General features: G+C 75.2%; 18 protein-coding genes. 2 read left to right on the forward strand and 16 right to left on the reverse strand.

From position 1 onward, the window contains the following. The first annotated feature begins 201 nt into the window (after window positions 1–201). Window positions 202–642, forward strand: coding sequence for a hypothetical protein (locus QP090_RS02880; protein ID WP_285936866.1), 441 nt, complete (start codon window positions 202–204; stop codon window positions 640–642). Here the strand turns inward: QP090_RS02880 and QP090_RS02885 are convergent. The 8 genes from QP090_RS02885 to QP090_RS02920 all read right to left on the reverse strand — a co-directional run bounded on the left by QP090_RS02885 (window position 633) and on the right by QP090_RS02920 (window position 10,184). Then, on the reverse strand, window positions 633–1,295 hold the full coding sequence (locus QP090_RS02885; protein WP_285936867.1) for an HAD-IA family hydrolase: 663 nt from the start codon (window positions 1,293–1,295) through the stop codon (window positions 633–635). The two genes, QP090_RS02880 and QP090_RS02885, sit on opposite strands and share 10 nt — an antisense overlap. Beyond that, entirely contained in the window at window positions 1,292–1,963 is a 672-nt protein-coding gene (gene rpe, locus QP090_RS02890; protein ID WP_285936868.1) for a ribulose-phosphate 3-epimerase, read from the reverse strand. Before rpe ends, QP090_RS02885 begins: the two co-directional genes overlap by 4 nt. 12 nt (window positions 1,964–1,975) lie before the next feature. Further along, entirely contained in the window at window positions 1,976–2,992 is a 1,017-nt protein-coding gene (locus tag QP090_RS02895) for a phosphatase PAP2 family protein (protein ID WP_285936869.1), read from the reverse strand. Between the two features lie 149 nt (window positions 2,993–3,141). Then, window positions 3,142–4,560: an RsmB/NOP family class I SAM-dependent RNA methyltransferase gene (locus QP090_RS02900; RefSeq protein WP_285936870.1), complete on the reverse strand. Its 1,419-nt coding sequence runs from the start codon at window positions 4,558–4,560 to the stop codon at window positions 3,142–3,144. Continuing rightward, window positions 4,560–5,525 (reverse strand): methionyl-tRNA formyltransferase, encoded by a 966-nt coding sequence (gene fmt, locus QP090_RS02905; protein ID WP_285936871.1) that lies wholly within the window; start codon window positions 5,523–5,525, stop codon window positions 4,560–4,562. The genes QP090_RS02900 and fmt overlap by 1 nt, the downstream gene beginning before the upstream one ends. Continuing rightward, window positions 5,525–6,070 carry a peptide deformylase gene (gene def, locus QP090_RS02910; protein WP_285936872.1) on the reverse strand — a complete coding sequence of 182 codons (546 nt, stop codon included), beginning with the start codon at window positions 6,068–6,070 and terminating at the stop codon, window positions 5,525–5,527. Before def ends, fmt begins: the two co-directional genes overlap by 1 nt. Window positions 6,071–6,184: 114 nt before the next feature. Next, window positions 6,185–8,002 (reverse strand): hypothetical protein, encoded by a 1,818-nt coding sequence (locus QP090_RS02915; protein WP_285936873.1) that lies wholly within the window; start codon window positions 8,000–8,002, stop codon window positions 6,185–6,187. A gap of 16 nt (window positions 8,003–8,018) precedes the next feature. Further along, complete coding sequence (locus QP090_RS02920) at window positions 8,019–10,184, reverse strand: primosomal protein N' (RefSeq protein WP_285938551.1); 2,166 nt, start codon at window positions 10,182–10,184, stop codon at window positions 8,019–8,021. A gap of 165 nt (window positions 10,185–10,349) precedes the next feature. On the opposite strand from QP090_RS02920, the gene QP090_RS02925 reads away from it, so the two are divergent. Beyond that, a complete protein-coding gene (locus QP090_RS02925; RefSeq protein ID WP_285936874.1) occupies window positions 10,350–12,020 on the forward strand; it encodes a DUF8823 domain-containing protein in 1,671 nt (556 codons plus the stop codon). Between the two features lie 130 nt (window positions 12,021–12,150). Here QP090_RS02925 and metK read toward each other — a convergent pair whose 3' ends face one another. The 8 genes from metK to QP090_RS02965 form a co-directional block, all read right to left on the reverse strand. Continuing rightward, entirely contained in the window at window positions 12,151–13,344 is a 1,194-nt protein-coding gene (gene metK, locus QP090_RS02930; RefSeq protein ID WP_285936875.1) for a methionine adenosyltransferase, read from the reverse strand. Between the two features lie 175 nt (window positions 13,345–13,519). Then, window positions 13,520–14,818 (reverse strand): bifunctional phosphopantothenoylcysteine decarboxylase/phosphopantothenate synthase, encoded by a 1,299-nt coding sequence (locus QP090_RS02935; RefSeq protein WP_285936876.1) that lies wholly within the window; start codon window positions 14,816–14,818, stop codon window positions 13,520–13,522. Window positions 14,819–14,927: 109 nt separating this feature from the next. Further along, window positions 14,928–15,182: a DNA-directed RNA polymerase subunit omega gene (rpoZ, locus tag QP090_RS02940; protein WP_285936877.1), complete on the reverse strand. Its 255-nt coding sequence runs from the start codon at window positions 15,180–15,182 to the stop codon at window positions 14,928–14,930. Between the two features lie 25 nt (window positions 15,183–15,207). Next, the gene (gene gmk / locus QP090_RS02945) at window positions 15,208–15,795 is read right to left on the reverse strand and encodes a guanylate kinase (protein WP_285936878.1); all 588 of its coding nucleotides are present in this window, start codon (window positions 15,793–15,795) and stop codon (window positions 15,208–15,210) included. A gap of 94 nt (window positions 15,796–15,889) precedes the next feature. Continuing rightward, window positions 15,890–16,216 carry an integration host factor, actinobacterial type gene (mihF, locus tag QP090_RS02950; RefSeq protein WP_285936879.1) on the reverse strand — a complete coding sequence of 109 codons (327 nt, stop codon included), beginning with the start codon at window positions 16,214–16,216 and terminating at the stop codon, window positions 15,890–15,892. A 689-nt stretch (window positions 16,217–16,905) separates the two neighbouring features. Then, complete coding sequence (gene pyrF / locus QP090_RS02955) at window positions 16,906–17,619, reverse strand: orotidine-5'-phosphate decarboxylase (protein ID WP_285936880.1); 714 nt, start codon at window positions 17,617–17,619, stop codon at window positions 16,906–16,908. Then, entirely contained in the window at window positions 17,616–18,623 is a 1,008-nt protein-coding gene (locus tag QP090_RS02960; RefSeq protein WP_285936881.1) for a dihydroorotate dehydrogenase, read from the reverse strand. Before QP090_RS02960 ends, pyrF begins: the two co-directional genes overlap by 4 nt. Beyond that, window positions 18,620–19,507 (reverse strand): dihydroorotate dehydrogenase electron transfer subunit, encoded by an 888-nt coding sequence (locus tag QP090_RS02965; RefSeq protein WP_285936882.1) that lies wholly within the window; start codon window positions 19,505–19,507, stop codon window positions 18,620–18,622. The genes QP090_RS02960 and QP090_RS02965 overlap by 4 nt, the downstream gene beginning before the upstream one ends. Between the last annotated feature and the right edge of the window lie 62 nt (window positions 19,508–19,569).

Below are 19,569 nucleotides of genomic sequence, written 5' to 3' on the forward strand. Positions count from 1 at the left end.
CCCGCGTCCGGGCCGCGTCCGGCGCTGGCCGGCGGCGGACGCGGGCACGGCGGGCCCGGGCGGCGCGGCCCCACCGTTTCGTCCGCCATTCGTTGCGCACCGGAACTGCCCGCGATAATCAGCGAATAGCCAAGGGATAATCCGCCTTTATAGAGTCGGCCGATGTCGAATTCCACGCCCGCTCACCGAAGGAGTTCCCCCATGACCTGGACGACGAGGACGGCGGCGCTGGCACTGGCCGCCGCGATCCCGGCGGGCGCCCTCGCGGCCCCCGCGATGGCGCAGGCCGACGCCCCGCCGGCGCCGGCGCCGGCCGCATCCGCGCAGGCCGTGCAGCTGAAGGGGTGCGGCACCCACCTCAGCAAGCCGGCCAGGATCAAGCCCGGCAGCCGGTACAGGGTCGCGGCGAAGGCCGAATCCACGACCGCCTGCAACGGGACCTGGAAGTTCCGCGCGACGATCCAGGTGTACGTCAACAAGCACTGGAAGGACTTCACGGCGAAGAAATGGACGGGCCGGGACCGGGTCACCCTCGTCAAGAACTGCCCGACGGGGAAGAAGCACTCCTTCCGCACCAAGATCTACGTCACGCACGGCGGCACGTCGACCCATAAGAGCAAGACCGTCCGCCTCTACTGCTGACCGCCTGAAGGAGGCGCGGCACCGGAGACGCTGAGCCCCCGGGCCGTGGCGCGGACGGAGGTGAGGTCGGGGACGACCAGGTCGGCCCCGCCGAGCTCGGCGGGATCGTGGCTGGTGCCGACCGCCAGGACGGTGGCCCCGGCGGCGCGGCCCGCCGCGATGCCCGCGGGCGCGTCCTCCACGACCACGCAGCCGGCCGGGTCGACGCCGAGGCGGCGGGCGGCCAGCAGGTAGCCGGACGGGTCGGGCTTGCCGTCCGCGACGTCCTCGGCGGTGACGGCGACCCGTGGCAGCGGGACGCCCGCGACCGCCGAGCGGGCGGCGAGCAGGCCCCGGTCCATGGACGTGACGATGGCCCAGGGCAGGCCGCTCATGGCGGCCAGCAGGTCCAGCGCGCCGGGGAGCGCGGTGATGCCGTCGGTGTCCGCGGCCTCGAGGGCGTCGAGCCGCTCGGTGGCCGCACGGACCTCGGACGCCGGCAGGAACTCGGCGACGCGGTCGGAGGTGCGGCGGCCGTGCGCGCCCGAGAGGTAGGCGTCGGCGTCGATGCCGTAGCCGGCGGCCCAGCGGCGGGCCGCGCGCTCGACGACGGGGGTCGAGTCGACCAGGGTGCCGTCCACGTCGAACAGGACGGCGGCGCAGGGCACGATCACCCGGTGGCCGCCCCTTCGGCCTGGGCCCGCAGCTTGCGGACGGCCTCGGCCGGATCCTCGGCGCCGTAGACGGCGCTGCCCGCGACGAACACGTCGGCGCCGGCCTCGGCGCACCGCTCGATCGTCGCGGCGCTGACGCCGCCGTCGACCTGGAGCCACACCGGCAGATCGCGGCCCCTGATCAGCTCGCGAGCGCGCCGGACCTTCGGCAGCACCACGTCGAGGAACGGCTGCCCGCCGAAGCCCGGCTCGACCGTCATCAGCAGCAGCATGTCGATCTCGCCGAGCAGGTCCTCGAAGCCCTCGACGGGCGTGGCCGGGTTGACGCCGAGCCCGGCGCGGGCCCCGGCGGCGCGGATGGTGCGCAGGGTGCGGACCGGCGCCTTGGCGGCCTCGGCGTGGATGGTCACGCTGCCGGCGCCGGCCTCGGCGTACTCCGGCGCCCAGCGGTCCGGGTCCTCGATCATCAGGTGGCAGTCGAGCGGGAGCGGGCTGGACTCCAGCAGCGACCGCACGACCGGCAGGCCGAGGGTGAGGTTCGGCACGAAGTGGTTGTCCATCACGTCGACGTGCACCCAGTCGGCGGCGTCGGCGATCTTCGCGACGTCGTCGGCGAGCCGGGAGAAGTCGGCGGACAGGATGCTGGGAGAGATCTGCGGAGGAGCCATGATGTGCCGATTCTATGGCCGCTGCCCGGCGCGTTCCCCACCCGCCCGGGTGACGGCGCGCGTGATCCCGCCGGCCCCGCCGGTGGCCCCGCCGGTGGCCCCGCCGGTGGCCCCGCCGGTGGGGCGGCCCGCCGGGCGGGCGGCCAGCCGCAGCCGGACGAACGTCTCCGGCGCCCCCGCCGCGATCCACAGCCCGAGCAGCGCATGGACGGCGAATCCCGGCACCGGCCGGGTGCCGAGGAACAGCCCGAGGGTGTAGATCGCCAGCGCGCCCGCCAGGCCCGCGGCGAGCGCGGCCGGCCGCCGCCACCACCCGTCCGCCGGACGGAACCAGCCGCGCCGGGCCAGCAGCGACAGCCCCGCGAGAAGGCCGAACAGCCCGCCGGACGCCGCCGCGCACTCGTCGAGCGTGAGGGGGTGGACGCCGCCGCCCGCTGCGGCGATCGCGCGCTCCCACGCGGCGGGCCACGTCCAGTCGCGCAGCGCCTCCAGCGCCGCCTGCGCGCCCGCCAGGAAGCCGGTCGAGACGGCGAGGGCGAGCGCGAGCTGGACCCCGATCGGACGCCGCGCCCACCAGGGCACCAGGAGCGGCTCCAGCACCAGCGCGGCGGCCAGCAGCGCCGCGCCGATCGCCCAGCCGGCCAGGACCTGCCCCGGCGAGTGGACGCCGAGGTAGACCCGCGACGCCCCGATCAGCACCACGACGGCCGCGGCGCCCGCCCACACCGGCCGCCGCCGGACCCGCGCGGCGGCCATTCCCCAGGCCACCACCGAGTTCTGCGCGTGCCCGGACGGCATCCCGAACGAGTCGATCGGCTCCCGCCCGATGACCGACGGGTCGGTCCAGTACGGCCGGGGCGCATGGAACACCAGCTTCAGCATGGTGTTGAGCACCGACCCGAGGGACAGCACCACGGCGATCCGCGCGCCCGCGCGAGGGCTCACGCACCAGTAGACGATCATCAGCAGCGGCGCGTAGAACGCGGCGCTGCCGAGGAACGACATCAGGTGCATGAAGCCGGTAAGCACGAGTCTCCCCAGACGTGTCGGTCCTCCGCGAGACCCTCGAGGCTACGAGGGAACACTCGGGGGACGTCCGCGCAACACGTAAAGGTTCCCTGCCTCGGCCGGGGCCACGGCGGGAGGGCACCGGCGGGAGACCGCGGCGGAGGCCGGGCTCAGCGGCGCCGCAGCAGGGCCAGGAACATCGCGTCGGTGCCGTGCCGGTGCGGCCAGAACTGCGCGTACGGGCCGTCGCCGACACCGGTCAGCGTGGGCGCGACGGCACCGAGCACGGCCGGGGCGTCGAGGCGTTCGACGTCCGCACGGCCGCGCAGCACGTCGTCGACCACCACGCGGGTCTCGGCCATGTGCGGCGAGCACGTGACGTACGCCACCACGCCGCCCGGCCGGACCGACTCCAGCGCCGACGCCAGCAGCGATCGCTGCAACGGCCCCAGCTCGGCGACCGACTGCGGGCCGCGGCGCCAGCGAGCCTCGGGACGGCGCCGCAGCGCGCCGAGGCCGGTGCAGGGGACGTCGAGCAGGATCCGGTCGAACGCGCCGGGCCGCCACGCGGGGACGGTGCCGTCGGCGACGATCACCCCCGCGCGGTCGTCGACCGCGCGTCCGACCAGCCCGGCCCGGTGCGGCTGGGAGTCGGCGGCCAGCAGCCGCGCGCCGCGCTCGGTGGCGACGGCCGACAGCAGGCCGGCCTTGCCGCCGGGTCCGGCGCACAGGTCGGCCCAGCGGGCGTCAGTCCCGTCGAGCGGCGCGGCGGCGAGGGCGAGCGCGACGAGCTGGCTGGCCTCGTCCTGGACGGCGGCGCGGCCGTCGCGGACGGCGTCGATGGCGGCCGGGTCGCCCTCGGGCAGGACGGCGGCGTACGGCGAGTAGGGGGCGGGCTCGGCGCCCGCGTCGCGCAGCTCCCGCGCGGTGGCCCGGCCGGGCCGGGCGACGAGGGTGACGCGGGGACGGGCGTTGTCGGCGGCGAGCAGCTCCTCGATCTCGTCCCGGTCGGACCCGAGGGCGTCGCGCAGCGCGGACACGATCCACTTGGGATGGCTGTGCGCGACCGACAGCCGGGTGGTCGCGTCGGCGGTGTCCGGCGCGATGATCGCGAGCCAGCCGTCGAGGTCGCGGGCGGCGACCTTGCGCAGCACCGCGTTGGCGAACTTGGCCTGGCCGGGACCGCTGACCGAGCGGGCCAGCTCGACCATGGTGCCGACGGCGGCGTGCGGCGGGATCCGGGTGGCGAGGATCTGGTGCGCGCCGAGCCGCAGCACGTCGAGCAGCGGCCCGTCGACGCGGCGCAGCTCGCGGTCGCTGCACAGCGCGAGGACCGCGTCGTAGGTGCCGCGCCCGCGCAGCGTGCCGTAGGTCAGCTCGGTGGCGAGGGCGGCGTCGCGCCCGGTGAGCCCGCGGTCGCGGAGCCGGGCGGGTAGCAGCAGGTTGGCGTAGGCGTCGCGGGTCTCCACGGCGCGGATCACGTCGAACGCGGTGCGCCGGACGAGGTCCTGGGGGCGGCCGGTGGCGCGCGGCCCTCCCGGCCTGCGGTTGTGATCGCGGTCACCGCGACGGCTGCGGGTGGGCGGCATCAGTGGAACCCGTCCTTACCAATGAGGTTGACGCCGCGGACCCAGTCGGCGGCGGCCATCCGGCGCTTGCCCTGCGGCTGGACGTCGCCGAGGGCGACCGGGTGGGTGGCGGTGCCGACCAGCACCTGGTCTTTGCCGGCGCGCAGCTCGCCGGGGGCCAGCCGCGCGCCGCCCGCCGCCTCGGAGCCGGACGGGCCGGAGCCGCCCGCCTCGGGCACCGGCCGGACCGGGCCGAGCTTGACCCGGGCGTCGCGGAACATGGTCCACGGGCCGGGCGCGGGCGTGCAGGCGCGGATCAGCCGGTCGACGTGCAGGGCCGGGGAGGTCCAGTCGACGCGGGCGTCGCCCGGCGTGAGCTTGGCGGCGTGCGAGACGCCGTCGGCGGGCTGCGGGCGCGGCTCCAGCGCCCCGGCCTCGATGCCGTTCATGGTCTCGACCAGCAGCGTCGCGCCCGCGACCGCGAGCCGGCCGAGCAGCACGCCCGTCGTGTCGGCGGGCAGGATCGGCTCGGTCAGCACGCCGTAGACCGGGCCGGTGTCCAGTCCCTCCTCGATCTGGAACGTGGCCGCGCCGGTGAACTCGTCGCCGTGCAGGATCGCGCGCTGCACCGGCGCCGCGCCGCGCCAGGCGGGCAGCAGCGAAAAGTGCAGGTTGACCCAGCCGCGGGCGGGGATCTCCAGCGCCACGGGGGGCAGCAGCGCCCCGTACGCCACGACCGGGCAGCAGTCGGGCGCGATCTCGCGGAGCCGGCCGAGGAACTCGGGGTCGCGGACCTTGGCGGGGCGCAGGACCTCCACGCCCGCCTCGGCGGCGCGCTCGGCGACCGGGCTCGCGACGAGCCTGCGGCCCCGTCCGGACGGCGCGTCGGGCCGGGTCACCACGGCGGCGACCTCGTGCGGCGAGGCCAGCAGCGCCTCCAGCGCCGGGACGGCGGTCTCGGGGGTGCCGGCGAAGACGAGCCGCACTAGAGCGCCTTCCCGAAGGTGCGGTGCGGCGAGTCCTTCACCACGGGGGCCTGGTCGCCGAACCACTCGGCCTCGCGGATCGTCTTCATCGCGGCCTTGCGCTGCTCGGCGTCCATCCGGTCGATGAAGATGACGCCGTCGAGGTGGTCGGTCTCGTGCTGGACGCAGCGGGCCAGCAGGTGCGTGCCCTCCAGCGTGATCGGCTCGCCGTGCATGTTGAAGCCCTTGGCGACCGCCGACACCGCGCGCGGCGTGGGGAAGGTCAGGCCCGGCAGCGACAGGCAGCCCTCGTCGCCGGTCTCCTGCTCGTCCGACAGGTCCAGGGTCGGGTTGACGACGTGCCCGAGGCGGTCGTCGACGTAGTAGGTGAACACCCGCAGCCCGACGCCGAGCTGCGGCGCGGCCAGCCCCGCCCCCGGAGCGTCGATCATGGTGTCGGTGAGGTCCTTGACGAGCTGGCGCAGCTCCTTGTCGAAGTCCTTCACCGGATCGGCCGCGGTGCGCAGCACGGGGTCGCCGAACAGTCGGATGGGCTTGACGGCCAACGGGGGCTCCGTTTCGTGCGGATGGGCTGCCGCGGATCGCGCGGTCCGGGCGGGCCGGCGGGACCCGCGGACCGGTGACCGGGAACGTGTGTGGGCCACCAGTCTACGAAGGTTTCAGTCCTTGCCCCCCACCGAGCGGGCCTTGTAGGCGGCCGTGCGGGCCGCCTTGGCGGTCGCCCGGTCGGGATGGTGCTCGCCGAGCGCCTCCAGCACCTCGACGACGCCGGGATGATCGGCGCGCCACAGCTCGTCGAGCATGTCCTCCAGCCCCGCCCCGGCCGGGACGTCGGCGAGGGCCGCGGCGACGGCCTCGTCGGGCTCGGCGGTCTCCAGCATCCCCGCGACGGTGTCGGCGAACACCCAGACGTACTCCTCGCGGGTCAGCTCGCGCGAGGGCTGCCCGTTGGCGCTGAGCCAGAGCGCCGCGTACGGCGACACCAGCGGATGGCCCTTGCCCGCCCGCACCACCGGAGCGGCGTCCGGGCCGAGCCGGTGCAGCACCGCCGCGGCGAGGTTGCGGGCGCCGGGGCCGCCGGTCCGCATCACGTCCAGGAGGTCGGCGGCGGCGTCCTTGACGTCGCGCGCGGCGATCCAGCCGGCGATCTCGGCGTCGGCGGTGCCGGGCCGGTGCCAGGTGAGCCCGGCGACCAGCTCGGCGGCGCTCGCTCCGGCGAGGTCGCCCACGACCGGGGCGGCGAACCCGTCGGCGAGCAGCAGCTCGCGCACCGCCCACACGCCCAGCGGCGTCAGCGCCCGCCCATCCCCGCCATCGGCGGCCGGAACGGCCCCGACGATCCCCCAGCGGGTCAGGTCGTCCAGCTCCAGGGCGAGGGCCTCCTGGACGGCGGCGGCCAGCGCCTCCCCGTCGGAGATCTCGTACGCCTCGGTGACGTGCTCGAGCAGCACCGCCGACAGCGTCTCCGCCGACGTCGGCTCCTCCTGCTCGTAGAGGTGGATGAGCACGCCGGTGAGCTCGTTCTGCACCAGCTCGATCGCGTCCAGGCCGTCGTCAGGGTCGTGGTCGGGCACCGCGACGGCCTCGAACAGCCGCAGCCACACCGCCCGCAGCGCCGCGTCCGTCCCGGCCTCCAGGTCGGCCAGCGCGGGGCCCGGCGCCGCGGCGCCGTCCGCGGCGATGATCACCTTGGCCTCGGCCGCGGCCCACCAGAGCCGGTCGAGCTCGGGCAGGTCGGTCTGGTCCTCGACCTCGCCGGACCGGCGCGGGACCGGCAGGGACAGGGCCGCCACGGCGGCCTCCGCGTCGGCGGCGGTCAGCTCGTCGTGCTCGGTGAGCGGGCGGACGCCCGTCCAGGCGGCCAGCGCGAGGACCTCCCGGGCCAGCCCGGACCCGCGCGCCGCCGCGGCCAGCTCGGCCTCCGGCGCCAGCACCACGGGCGGGACGGCGAGCTCGCCGGCGCGCCGCAGGTACTCCTCGGTGCGGGCGTAGCGCTCGTCCTCGGGCAGCGCCTCGAAGTCGGTCACCCACCGGTCGACTGCGTCCTGGTCGTCCAGCGCCACCCCGTCGGCCGCCATCAGCCCGCTGATCACCTCGGCGGCGGTCTGCCGCTCCTCGGTGTCGGCCTCGGCGACGACCTTCGCGAACTCGGGGGCGATCCGGTCGGCCTCGGCGGCGAGCGCGGCGGCCGTCTCCGGCGGGACGACCCCGGTCGCGCCGAGGAAGCCCACCAGCAGCCTGACGGTCTCCAGCACCACGGGCACCTCGTCGGCCCCCGCCACCACCGTCTCGGGGAAGACCTCCAGGAGCAGTTCCCCGAGCCCCTCGGGCGTCAGGTCGGCGGGGGCGGTCAGCCCCACCTCCGCCTGCGCGAGTTCCAGTAGGAGCATCGCCCCTTGCGCGTCGACTTTCTCGCCGCGTTCTTCCGCCCACCGCCGCAGGTCGCCGGCGGTGGTCTCCGCCCAATTGTCGGCCACCCGTGAACCCTAGCCCTCAGATCAGCTCCAGGGGGTCGATCTGGATCCGGACGACCTCGGTCGCCTTCCGCGCGCTCCGCACTCCCTGCGCCGCCTTCAGCGCGAGCGCCAGCGCGGGCCCCCCGCTGCGCGGCACCCGGACGAGCGCGCGCTCCCGCTCCCTGGCCTCCGCTCCGGGCGCTCCGGGCGCCTCGGGCACCGGCACGGGCCCGAGCACCTCGGCGTCCGCGGGCAGCCGCGCGTCAGCCAGCAGCTCCCGGATCGCCGCCGGGGTGCCGGTGAGCGACGCCATCCGCGCCGCGGGCGGGAACCCCACCTCGCGCCGTTCGGCCAGCTCCCGCTCGGCATAGGTGACCGGGTCCCACCGGATCAGCGCCTGGACGGGCGGCAGCGAGCCGTCCGAGTTGACCACGATGGGGCCGGACGGCCGGACCAGCGCCGCCGCGTTCATCCAGCGCCGCAGGGTCTCCTCACCGGCGCGCAGGTCGGCGCGGCCGAGCAGCACCCACCCGTCGAGCAGCAGCGCGGCGGCGTATCCGCCCTCCGCCGGCGGCTCGGCCCCCGGGGTGGACACCACCAGGGCGCGCTCCGCCCCCACCTCGGTCAGGACCGCGTCCCTGCCGGACGTCCGCACCGGGACGCCGGGGAACGCCCTGCCCAGCTCCTCCGCCGTGCGCTTGGCGCCCACCACCACCGCGCGCATCTGGAAATGGCCGCACTCGGGGCAGTGCCAGTCGCCCGCGATACGGCCGCACCAGCGGCAGTACGGGGCGGCGTGGGACGACTGGAGAGCCAGCGGCCCCTGGCACTCGCCGCACCGCGCCGGGCTCCGGCACCGTCCGCACGCCAGGCCGGGCACATAGCCGCGCCGGGGCACCTGCACCAGCACCGGCCCCTCCGCCAGGGCCTGCCGCGCGGTCTGGAACGCCAGGCCGGACAGCCGCGCCGTGCGGGCCGCCGGGTCACGCGCCAGCTCGGCGTCGTCCCCGGCGGGACGTACCCGGGGCATCGCCGCGCGGATCCGCGTCCGGTCCGCCATCAGCGCGTGCGCCCACCCGGACTCCACGAGCTGGGTGCCGTCGGTCGTGCGGGTGAATCCGCCGATCAGCGCGCCCGCGCCCGTCCGGTGCGCGCGCAGGGCCAGCACCTCGCGCGGATGCGGGTACGGGGCGTGCGGCTCGGCGTGCACGTCGTCGCCGTCGTCCCACAGCACCACCAGCCCGAGGCGCTCGACGGGCGCGAACATCGCCGCCCGCGTGCCGACCACCGCCGGCGCCGTGCCGCGCAGCACCGCGAGCCAGCGCCGGTAGCGCTCGGTGGGGCCGAGGTCGGCGGTCAGTGCGACGTGCCGTCCGGCGCCGAGCTCCTCGGCCAGCGCCGCGTCCACCCGCGCCACGTCCCGCCCGTCGGCCATCACCACCAGCGCGCCGCGCCCGCCCTCCAGCGTGACGGCCACCGCGCGCGCGATCGCCGCCGTCCAGCCGGGGCCCGGCAGCGCCGTCCAGACCGCGCGCGGCGCGCGGCCGTCGCCAAGCGCCGCAAGGAACGAGGCCCCGGCCGGGTAGTCGCCCCAGGCTCCGGGGGACGGCGGGACGCCCGAGGCCGCCGGCGCCTCCCCGTCGCTCTCCGGCTCCTCCTCCTCGTGCTCGTCTTCGGGCTCCTCCCCGGCGGCGGGCGGCCGGGGCTCCCCCTCGACCCGCGCGTGCCGGGGCGGGATCGCCAGGCGCAGCACGTCGGCGAAGGTGCCCGCGTACCGGTCGGCGACCTCGCGCGCGAGACCGGCCACCTCGGGTGCCAGGACCGGCTCGGAGGACGTCACCCGTTCGAGGTAGGAGAGCCGGCCGGTGTGCTCGCTCTCGGCGACCCGGTGCAGCAACAGCCCGTCGACGAGCTGCCCGGCGAACCTGACCCGGACCCGGCACCCCGGGACCGCCTTGGCGTCGAGCTCGGCCGGCACCAGGTAGTCGAACGGGCGGTCGAGGTGCGGCAGCGGGATGTCGACCGCGATCCGGGCGACCGGCAGCCGCTCGGCGGGCTCCCGGGCCCCCTTCTTCCGCCCGCCCTTGGCCCCCTTCCCGGCGGGCCTCTTCTCCGCGGGCCCCTTCGCGTTCTTGGCCGCGGGAGCCCGGGGCAGGTCGTCCAGCCCCGGGATCAGCTCGGCTCCCCCGCCGTCGTTCGTCACGCTCACCGTCCTACCAGACCAGAGTGGTACGACAGCCGCGCCGGACGGGCCGGGGCGGACCGCGGCCGGGTAGGGTGTGATCGGTTTGAACTGGGGGCTCGTTTCGTTGGATCATTGCTCGGTGTCTCCCACGCCCCTTCCGTCCCGCCGGCCCGCGCGGTCGCCGTGACGACGGCGCACACCCCACGGCGGACGGGCGTCGCGGTCCCGGACGGCCCGGCCGCGCCGTCCCCCTCGCGCTGGTGGCGGTGGCTGCACCCCAAGCACCCGGTGCTGGTGACCACGATCACCGCCGCCGTGCTGCACCTGGTGTGGGCGCTGTTCCTGGCCAACGAGGGCGGCGACCTGGCCGCGCAGACGGCGTGGACGAACTTCGCCTGGGACCATCCCTCCTCCGCCTACAGCCTGGCCTGGTACGGCGGGATGCACCCCGCCTCCTACAGCATCGTGTCGCCCTACCTGATGTCGGTGTTCGGCATCCGCGCGGTCGCCATGGTCGCCGGGACGCTGACGGCCATGCTGACCGCCCACCTGCTGGTGCGGTTCCGCGCCCCCGCGGCACTGCCCGCCGGGGTGTGGGTCGCGTTCGCCCTGACCTGCAACGCCGCGTCCGGGCGGGTGACGTTCGGGCTGGGTCTGCTGTTCGCGCTGCTCGCCACCGTGGTGGCCTTCACCCGGCGCGGCACCCCGCTCCTGCGCGGCGCGGGGATGGGCCTGCTCGGCATACTGGCCACCATCTCCAGCCCGGTCGCCGGACTGTTCCTGATGGTCCTGGCCGCGGCGCTGATCCTGACCGGGCGGCGGCGCGCCGGCATCGCCCTCGCGCTCGGCCCGCCGCTGGTGGTGGGCGCGACGACCGTGGTGTTCCCGTTCAGCGGCGAGCAGCCGATCTCGTTCGCCGCGATCGTGGCGCCGTCGATCACCAGCGTCATCGCGATCATGCTCTGCGCGCCGCGGCAGTGGCACCTGATCCGGGTCGGCGCGGGCGTCTACCTGGTCGGGATCCTGCTGACCTGGACGATCCCGACGCCCATCGGCAGCAACGTCGAGCGCCTCGCGCTGCTGTTCGGCGGGATGCTGCTGCTGATCGCGGTCGCCCGCGCCCCCGGCAGGCTCCGGGTCGGCGTGCTGAGCCTGGCGTTCGTCGTCACCGCGGTCTGGCAGGTGGTCAAGCCGGTCGACGACCTGATCCACACCGAGCCCGCGGCGTCCGCGTCCCGACACGCCCGCGGCCTGGTCGCCGAGCTCGACGCGCTCGGCGCCGCCCAGGGCCGCGTCGAGGTCGTCCCGCTCCGGTCGCACTGGGAGTCGTCCGGCCTCAGCCGCGACTTCGTCCTCGCGCGCGGCTGGAGCCGCCAGGTCGACGCCGAGCGCAACGAGCTCTTCTACAAGGAGGGCGCGCTCACCCCCGCCTCCTACCGCGACTGGCTGCACAAGTGGGCGGTGCAGTACGTGGTGCTCCCCGAGCAGGAGAACGACTGGGCCGCCGAGGACGAGGCCGACCTCGTCCGGCAGGGCCAGCCGTGGCTCCAGGAGGTGTGGAAGGACCGGTACTGGCGGCTGTACCGGGTCGCCTCCCCCACCCCGCTGGCCGACCGGCCCGCCGTCGTCCAGCGGATCCGGTCCGACGAGGTGGTCCTCGACATGACCGCCCGCGGCACCGCGCTGGTGCGGATCAGCTGGTCGCCGTGGCTCAGCGTCCGCGACGACGAGGGCCGCCGGACGGGCTGCATCGCCGCCGAGGGCGACTTCGTCCGGATGCACGTGCCCGCCCCCGGCCGGTACCACATCGGCGGCCGGTACGAGCTTCCGCGCGGCACTCCCTGCAAGGACTGACCGGCCCCGCGGGCCCCGCCCAGCCCTGCCCCCAAAGGGCCTGAGACGACGCCAGGGCCCCGGGAGGATCTCCCGGGGCCCTGGGCGTCGGACGTGCGCCCGCCGGGCCGTACGGTCCGGCGGCGGAGGGTTACAGGCCGGCGGCCGAGGCCAGCGCCCCGGCGCGGTCGGTGGACTCCCAGGAGAAGTCGGGCTCCTGGCGGCCGAAGTGGCCGTAGGCGGCGGTCTGGGAGTAGATCGGGCGCAGCAGGTCGAGGTCGCGGACGATCGCGGCGGGGCGCAGGTCGAAGACCGTCTGCACCGCCTCCTGGATCCTGGCGACCGAGACCTTCTCGGTGCCGAAGGTCTCGACGAACACGCCGACCGGGTGGGCCTTGCCGATCGCGTAGGCGACCTGCACCTCGGCGCGGTCGGCGAGCTGCGCGGCGACGATGTTCTTGGCGACCCAGCGCATCGCGTACGCGGCGGACCGGTCGACCTTGGACGGGTCCTTGCCGGAGAACGCGCCGCCGCCGTGCCGGGCCATGCCGCCGTAGGTGTCGACAATGATCTTGCGGCCGGTCAGCCCGGCGTCGCCCATCGGGCCGCCGATCTCGAACCGCCCGGTGGGGTTGACCAGCAGCCGGTAGCCGGCGGTGTCGAGGTCGAAGCCGGCCAGCACCGGGTCGACCACGTGCTCCTTGACGTCGGGGGTCAGCAGCTCCTTGAGGTCGATGTCGGGAGCGTGCTGGCTGGACACCACGACGGTGTCGAGGCGGACGCCGCGGTCGCCGTCGTACTCGATGGTGACCTGGGTCTTGCCGTCGGGACGCAGGTAGGGCACCACGCCGGTCTTGCGGACCTCGGACAGCCGCTGGGCGAGCCGGTGCGCGATGATGATCGGCAGCGGCATCAGCTCGGGCGTCTCGTTGGTGGCGTACCCGAACATCAGCCCCTGGTCGCCGGCGCCCTGCCGGTCGAGGTCGTCGACGCCCTCGCCCTCACGGGTCTCGTAGGCGTCGTCGACTCCCTGGGCGATGTCGGCCGACTGGGCGCCGATGGACACCGACACGCCGCAGGAGTGGCCGTCGAAGCCCTTCTTGGACGAGTCGTAGCCGATCTCGAGGATCTTCTCCCGGATCACGCCCGGGATGTCCACGTAGGTCTCGGTGGTGACCTCACCGGCCACATGCACCTGACCGGTCGTGATCATGGTCTCGACGGCGACCCGGCTCTTCGGGTCGTCCTTGAGCATCGAGTCGAGGATCGCGTCGCTGATCTGGTCCGCGATCTTGTCCGGGTGTCCTTCGGTGACGGACTCGGAGGTGAACAGGCGGCGAGACACGTACGTGCACTCCTTGCAGCGGCTGCTGACTGACGTCGCAGGACGGATTGGTCATCACTTCGGCGGGGGACGCCGCCCCCGGCCCGAGGTTGCCCACGGTATTCCCCCGAAGTGTATCGGGAATGTGGCCGGGTAAAGATGAGGGCCCCGGGCGGCGGGGGCACACCGGCCCGGGTCAGTCCGGGGGGCGGGACTCGAGGCGGGCGGCGACCAGGTCCCAGACGATCTCGGCGAGCGCCTCCTTGGGCCCGCGCGGCACGTCGGTCCGGCTGCCGTCGGCGCCGAGCACCACGGCGGCGTTGTCGGGCCGCCCGAAGGCGAGGTCGACGCCGACCTGGTTGACCACGAGCAGGTCGCTGCGCTTGCGGGCGAGCTTGGTGCGGCCGTTCTCCAGCACGTCGTCGGTCTCGGCGGCGAACCCGACGACGACCTGCCCGGCGGGCCTGCGCTCGCCGAGCTCGGCCAGGATGTCGGCGGTCTTGACCAGGCGGATCGGCTCGGGCTCGGTGCCCGGGGTCTTCTTGATCTTCAAGTCCCGGTAGTCGGCCGGCCGGAAGTCGGCGACCGCGGCGGCCATCACGACCGCGTCGGCCGTGCCGGCGGCCTCCAGGACGGCCTTGCGCATCTCCTCGGCCGAACCGGCGGGAACGATCTCGGCGCCCGCCGGGTCGGGCAGGGCGACGTTGGCCGCGACCAGCGTCACCCGGGCCCCGCGCGCGACGGCGGTGCGGGCCAGCGCGTACCCCTGGAGGCCCGACGACCGGTTGCCGAGGTACCGCACCGGGTCGATGGCCTCGCGGGTGCCGCCGGCCGAGATCACCACGTGCCGTCCGGCCAGGTCGTGCCAGGCAGCGGCGGCCTCCGCCGCGGTCGCGGGCCCGGAGCCGTCCGCGGAGCCGCCGGTCCCGCCCTCGCCGGGCTCGGCGCGGGCGGTGCGGGCCAGGACGTGCCGGGCGACGTCGAACAGCTCGGCCGGGTCGGGCAGCCGGCCGGGACCGGTGTCGGCGCCGGTGAGCCGCCCCGAGGCCGGCTCGATCACCAGCGCGCCGCGGGACCGCAGCGTCTCGACGTTGGCCCGGGTCGCCGGGTGCAGCCACATCTCGGTGTGCATCGCGGGCGCGAACACCACCGGGCAGCGCGCGGTGAGGAGCGTGTTGGTGAGCAGGTCGTCGGCCAGCCCGTGCGCCGCCCTGGCCAGCAGGTCGGCGGTGGCGGGCGCGACCAGCACCAGGTCGGCGCCCTGGCCGAGCCGGACGTGCGGCACCTCGGCGACGCCGTCCCACACCTCGGTGGAGACGGGGTGGCCCGACAGTGCCGCCCAGGTGGGCTCGCCGACGAAGCGGAGCGCGTCGGCGGTCGGGACGACGCGCACGTCGTGCCCCGACTCGGTGAGCCGCCGCAGCAGCTCGCACGCCTTGTAGGCGGCGATGCCAGCGCTGACGCCGAGGACGACGCGGGGCTTACGGGAGGTCATGCGGACCACCTTCCCGGGGGGCGGCCGGCCGCGCGCACGGCGACGCCGGCGGCATCGGGGGGCGTGGCTGGGCGCCGGTCCGGCGGGTTCGGGTGCACCGGTGCGGGGCTCAGCCCTCGGTGGGCTCGGCGTTCAGCAGGCCCTCGCGCGTCTCGCGCAACGCGATCGACAGGGGCTTCTCCTGGACCTGGGTCTCGACGAGCGGGCCCACGTACTCCAGCAGGCCCTCGCCGAGCTGGGCGTAGTAGGCGTTGATCTGCCGGGCGCGCTTGGCCGCGATGCTCACGAGGCCGTACTTGGTCTCGACGACCTCCAGGAGCTCGTCGATCGACGGATTGGTGATGCCTTCGCTGCTGGCTGCCACTGTGTGGCCTTCCACTAGAAGTGTGCTAAGGGACAGCCAGCAAGGCTAGCAGCTCATCGCACACGTCCTGGACCGACGTGTTCACCAGCGTGACGTCGAACTCCTTCTCGGCGGCCAGCTCGATGCGGGCGGCGTCGAGGCGGCGCTCGATCACCTCGGGCGGCTCGGTGCCGCGCCCGGTGAGCCGGCGCACCAGCTCCTCCCAGGACGGCGGGGCCAGGAACACCAGCCGCGCCCCGGGCATCGACCCGCGGACCTGCCGCGCGCCCTGGAGGTCGATCTCCAGCAGGACGAGCTCGCCCCGGCCGAGGCGCTCCTCGACCGGCCCGCGCGGGGTGCCGTAGCGGTTGCCCGCGAACTCGGCCCACTCCAGCAGCTCCCCTTCGGCGACGAGCCGGTCGAAACCGGCGTCGTCGACGAAGAAGTACTGCACGCCGTGGGTCTCACCCGGTCGGGGGGACCGGGTGGTCACCGAGACCGACAGCCACACCTGGGGGTGCGCACGCCGGATCTCGGCGACGACCGTGCTCTTGCCGACGCCTGACGGACCGGAGAGGACCGTCAGCCGCCGGACGAGCGGGCCATGCAGCCCGGGGTCCCCCGGCGCAGTCATGGGTGCGCCGGGGCTGGACGGGATGGAGCCGGATTCGGGGACACCCGAGCCGGCCGCGACGGCCTCGCCGTCGCGCCCGCCCGTGAGTCGTGCGTCAGCGGTTTGCACTTCCGCCGAACTCACGCTCCAGGGAGGCGCGCTGGTTCGCACCGAGGCCCCGCACGCGGCGGGACTCGGCGATACCCAGGCGCTCCATGATCTGCTTCGCACGGACCTTGCCCACACCGGGCAGCGATTCAAGGAGGGCAGACACCTTCATCTTCCCGACGACGTCGTCGGTCTGACCCTGCTTGAGAACCTCGGCGAGCGAGGTTCCCCCGTGCTTGAGCAGGTTCTTAACCTCGGCCCGCTCCTTGCGTGCCTTGGCAGCCTTCTCCAGGGCTGCGGCGCGCTGTTCGGGGGTTAGGGGCGGAAGAGCCACGCCGGGTCACCTCAGGTTTCCACTCGACGGAGTCGGACGGGTTGGGAAACTAGCGAGTTCACGCCCCATAAGGCAACGTGAAGTGCCGTTTGGCCCGCCACAAAATCACGAAAATCACTCCTCGGAGTGTCCTGAATACAGAGTGTACCCAAGTCTGCCCCCTAGGACGGCGATCCCCCTGCCTTGCTGGGACTTTCACATGATCGTCAAAAAACCCCCTCGGAGGGCCCGATTGTGTCACTCGCCACCCCCCTCGCCAGGCAGTCCACTGCCGCGTCCGCCCGTCCCACCATGGTCCCGCAACCTCCCGGCGGCGCCGACGGCACCCCCGCCGAACGCGTCACCCGACGAAACGTGATCCCCATCACACCCCGAGCGGCCGGTCAGTGACGCTCGTCACGCCTCTCCCGTCCGCCCCACGCGCACCGCCCGCGGCTGCGATCCTCGAGGCGCGGAGATCAAGATCACTTTCCTGTTCCCGCACCGTCCGCCGCCTCAGCCCCGCCGACGAGGCGCCCTCGCCCCTTTCCCGCACTCCCTCGGCCGCCGCGCGAGCGCGTTGACCGCTCGGTGAGGCGAAGCCGAAGGCGAGCAGCGCCGAGCAGATCGCGAAGCGGTGCAGCGCTCGCCAAAGGCCCGGTAAGGCACGAGCCGCCAGGCGAGTGCCGTAGGCGGGGACTCCAAAAGAACTAGCCGCCCGTGGCCGTCCTGCGGAGCGCGGCGGCGATGCCGGCCGCGGCGGCGCCGGGGTCCGGGGCGCCGGTGATCGGGCGGCCGATCACGAGCAGGTCCGCGCCGGCCGCGAGGGCGTCCTCGGGCGTGGCGACGCGGGCCTGGTCCTGGGTGTCGGCTCCGGCCGGCCGGACGCCCGGCGTGATGAGGGCGATGCCCGGGCCGACCTCCGCGCGGACCGCAGCGGCCTCCTGCGGGGAGCAGACCAGTGCCTGCGCCCCCGCCCCGACCGAGAGCGCCGCGAGCCGCCGTACGGCGTCTGAGGCCGGTCCGGCGAGTCCGATCCCGCCGAGGTCGCCGTCGTCCAGCGACGTGAGCACCGTCACCGCGGCGATCCTGGTGTCGGGAGCGGCCTCGACGGCGGCGCGGATCATGGCCGGGCCGCCCGCGGCGTGCACCGTCAGGTAGCCGGGCTTGAGCCGGGCCACCGCGCGGGCCGCGCCCGCGACCGTGGCCGGGATGTCGTGCAGCTTCAGGTCGAGGAAGACCTGCACCCGGCTCGCGCCGCGGACGCTGGCGACGACGTCGGGGCCGTAGCGCAGGTACAGCTCCAGGCCGACCTTGACGGTGCTGACGTGCGGCGTGACCAGCGTCGCCCAGCGCGCCGCCGTCTCCAGGTCGGGGGCGTCGAGGGCGACGGCGATGGGGGCCGGGGCGGGGGGTGTGGTCACAGTCTCTCCTTCACTTCGCCGGCCTGGGCCTGCTCGGGGGCCGGCGGTTCCGGACGCACCTGCGGCGGTACGTACCCGGCGGGTTTGTGGGCGAGCCCGACGGCGTCGGCCAGGCGCCCGATCCGACGGGCGGCCAGGGCCTCCTCCAGCTCGCGCAGGATGCGGGGCGCGGCGGACGGGTCGTGGAACATCGCGGTGCCCACGGCCACGGCCGACGCGCCCGCCAGGACGAACTCCAGCGCGTCCAGCCCGGTGGCCACCCCGCCGGCGCCGATGATCGGCGTGCTGGGGAGCGCGGCGTGGACCTGGTAGACGCAGCGGACGGCGACGGGACGGATCGCGGGACCCGACAGGCCCCCCGACACGCCCGTGAGGGCGGGCCGGAGGGTACTGGCGTCGATCGCCATGCCCTCCATGGTGTTGATCAGGGTGAGCCCCTCGGCGCCGGCGTCGACGCAGGCGAGCGCGATCGTGACGATGTCGGTGACGTCGGGGGCGAGCTTGACGAAGACCGGCACGCCGGGCCTGGCCTGGCCGCGCACGGCCCGGACGACCGCGCCCGCGGCGCCGGGGTGCCGGCCGAACATGCGGCCGCGGTCCTCGACGTTGGGGCAGGCCACGTTGACCTCGATCGCGGCGATGCCGGACACGCCGCGCAGCCGGCGGGCAAGGTCGGCGTACTCCTCGACGCTGTTGCCCGCGATCGACACGATGATCCGCACGTCCTGCTCGATCAGCCACGGCAGGTCGGCCTCGAGGAAGGACTCGATCCCCGGCCCCGGCAGCCCCATGGCCGTGAGCAGGCCGCTGGGCGACTCGGCGACCCGCGGGGTCGGGCGGCCCGCGCGCGGCTGCGGCATCACCGAGGTGGTGACGAACGCGCCGAGCCGGGACAGGTCGAAGAACGGGGCGAGCTCGCGGCCCGACCCGCCGCATCCGGACGCCGTCATGACCGGGTTGGGCAGCTCCAGTGCGCCGAGCGTCGTGGCCGTTCGCGCAGTCACCTGGGAGCCCTTTCCGAGAGGTTGAGGACGTGCGGGGCGCCGAGCGCGTCGAACGGGATCGTGCCGAGGTCGCCCCAGCGGACGCGGTCGCCGCGCAGGACGGGGCCGTCGGCGCAGGCCCGCACCATGCGGGTCACGCCGTCCTCCCCGTGGATCGGCAGCATGCAGGTCATGCAGACGCCGATGCCGCACGCGCCGGTCTGCTGGAGGAACTCCTCCACCGACACCTGCGACGGGAGGCCGAAGTCGCCCGCCACCTGGGTGACGGTGCGCAGCAGGGCGGTGGGGCCGCAGCCGTAGACGACGTCGGCGCCGGTCTCCTGGATGACGCGGGGCATCACCTCGCGCACGGTGCCCGCCTCGCCCATCGAGCCGTCCTCGGTGGCGACCGTGAAGGAGTCGCCGATGCGCTGGGCGATGCGGGAGCCGAACACCTGCCGGCCGGACGTCCCGCCGAGCACGAAGTGCACCTGGCAGCCCCGGCGCAGCAGCGTGTCGGCCAGGGCGAACAGCGACGCGCCGCCCGGCCCGCCGCCGACGAGCAGGCAGCTCACCGGGTCCCTGGGGAGGCGGAAGGGGCGGCCGAGCGGGCCGACGAGGTCGAGCTGGTCGCGCGAGCGGCGGCCCGCGAGCCAGGCGGTTCCGGGTTCGGTGTCGGCGAACACCAGCTCGACGGTGCCGCCGTAGTCGGACTTCACCTCGTACACCCCGAAGCAGCGGCGCAGCAGCCGCCCGGTGTGCTCGCCGCCCACGGCGAGCGCCACGAACTGGCCCGGCCTGAACCGCTCGGCGACGGCGGGAGCCACCAGCGTCAGCGCGTGGTAGTCCTGCACCTGGCGGACCGTCAGAACCGTCGCCGACGTCTGCACCGGTGTGTCGGACACCCGTCTCCCTCTCGTCGTCGTGGGCCCGGCCGGGGCCGCCGGGCGGTCGCGCCGCCCGGCGG

The sequence above is a fragment of the Actinomadura xylanilytica genome (assembly GCF_030283145.1).
In the GTDB taxonomy this organism is placed as follows: Bacteria; Actinomycetota; Actinomycetes; order Streptosporangiales; family Streptosporangiaceae; genus Spirillospora; species Spirillospora xylanilytica.

Excerpts from the sequence above, each read along its gene's own strand:
- QP090_RS02880 (WP_285936866.1), top strand. The coding sequence starts at position 202 with ATGACCTGGACGACGAGGACGGCGGCGCTGGCACTGGCCGCCGCGATC.
- rpe (WP_285936868.1), bottom strand. The coding sequence starts at position 1,963 with ATGGCTCCTCCGCAGATCTCTCCCAGCATCCTGTCCGCCGACTTCTCC.
- gmk (WP_285936878.1), bottom strand. The coding sequence starts at position 15,795 with ATGACTGCGCCGGGGGACCCCGGGCTGCATGGCCCGCTCGTCCGGCGG.
- QP090_RS02935 (WP_285936876.1), bottom strand. The coding sequence starts at position 14,818 with ATGACCTCCCGTAAGCCCCGCGTCGTCCTCGGCGTCAGCGCTGGCATC.
- QP090_RS02900 (WP_285936870.1), bottom strand. The coding sequence starts at position 4,560 with ATGCCGCCCACCCGCAGCCGTCGCGGTGACCGCGATCACAACCGCAGG.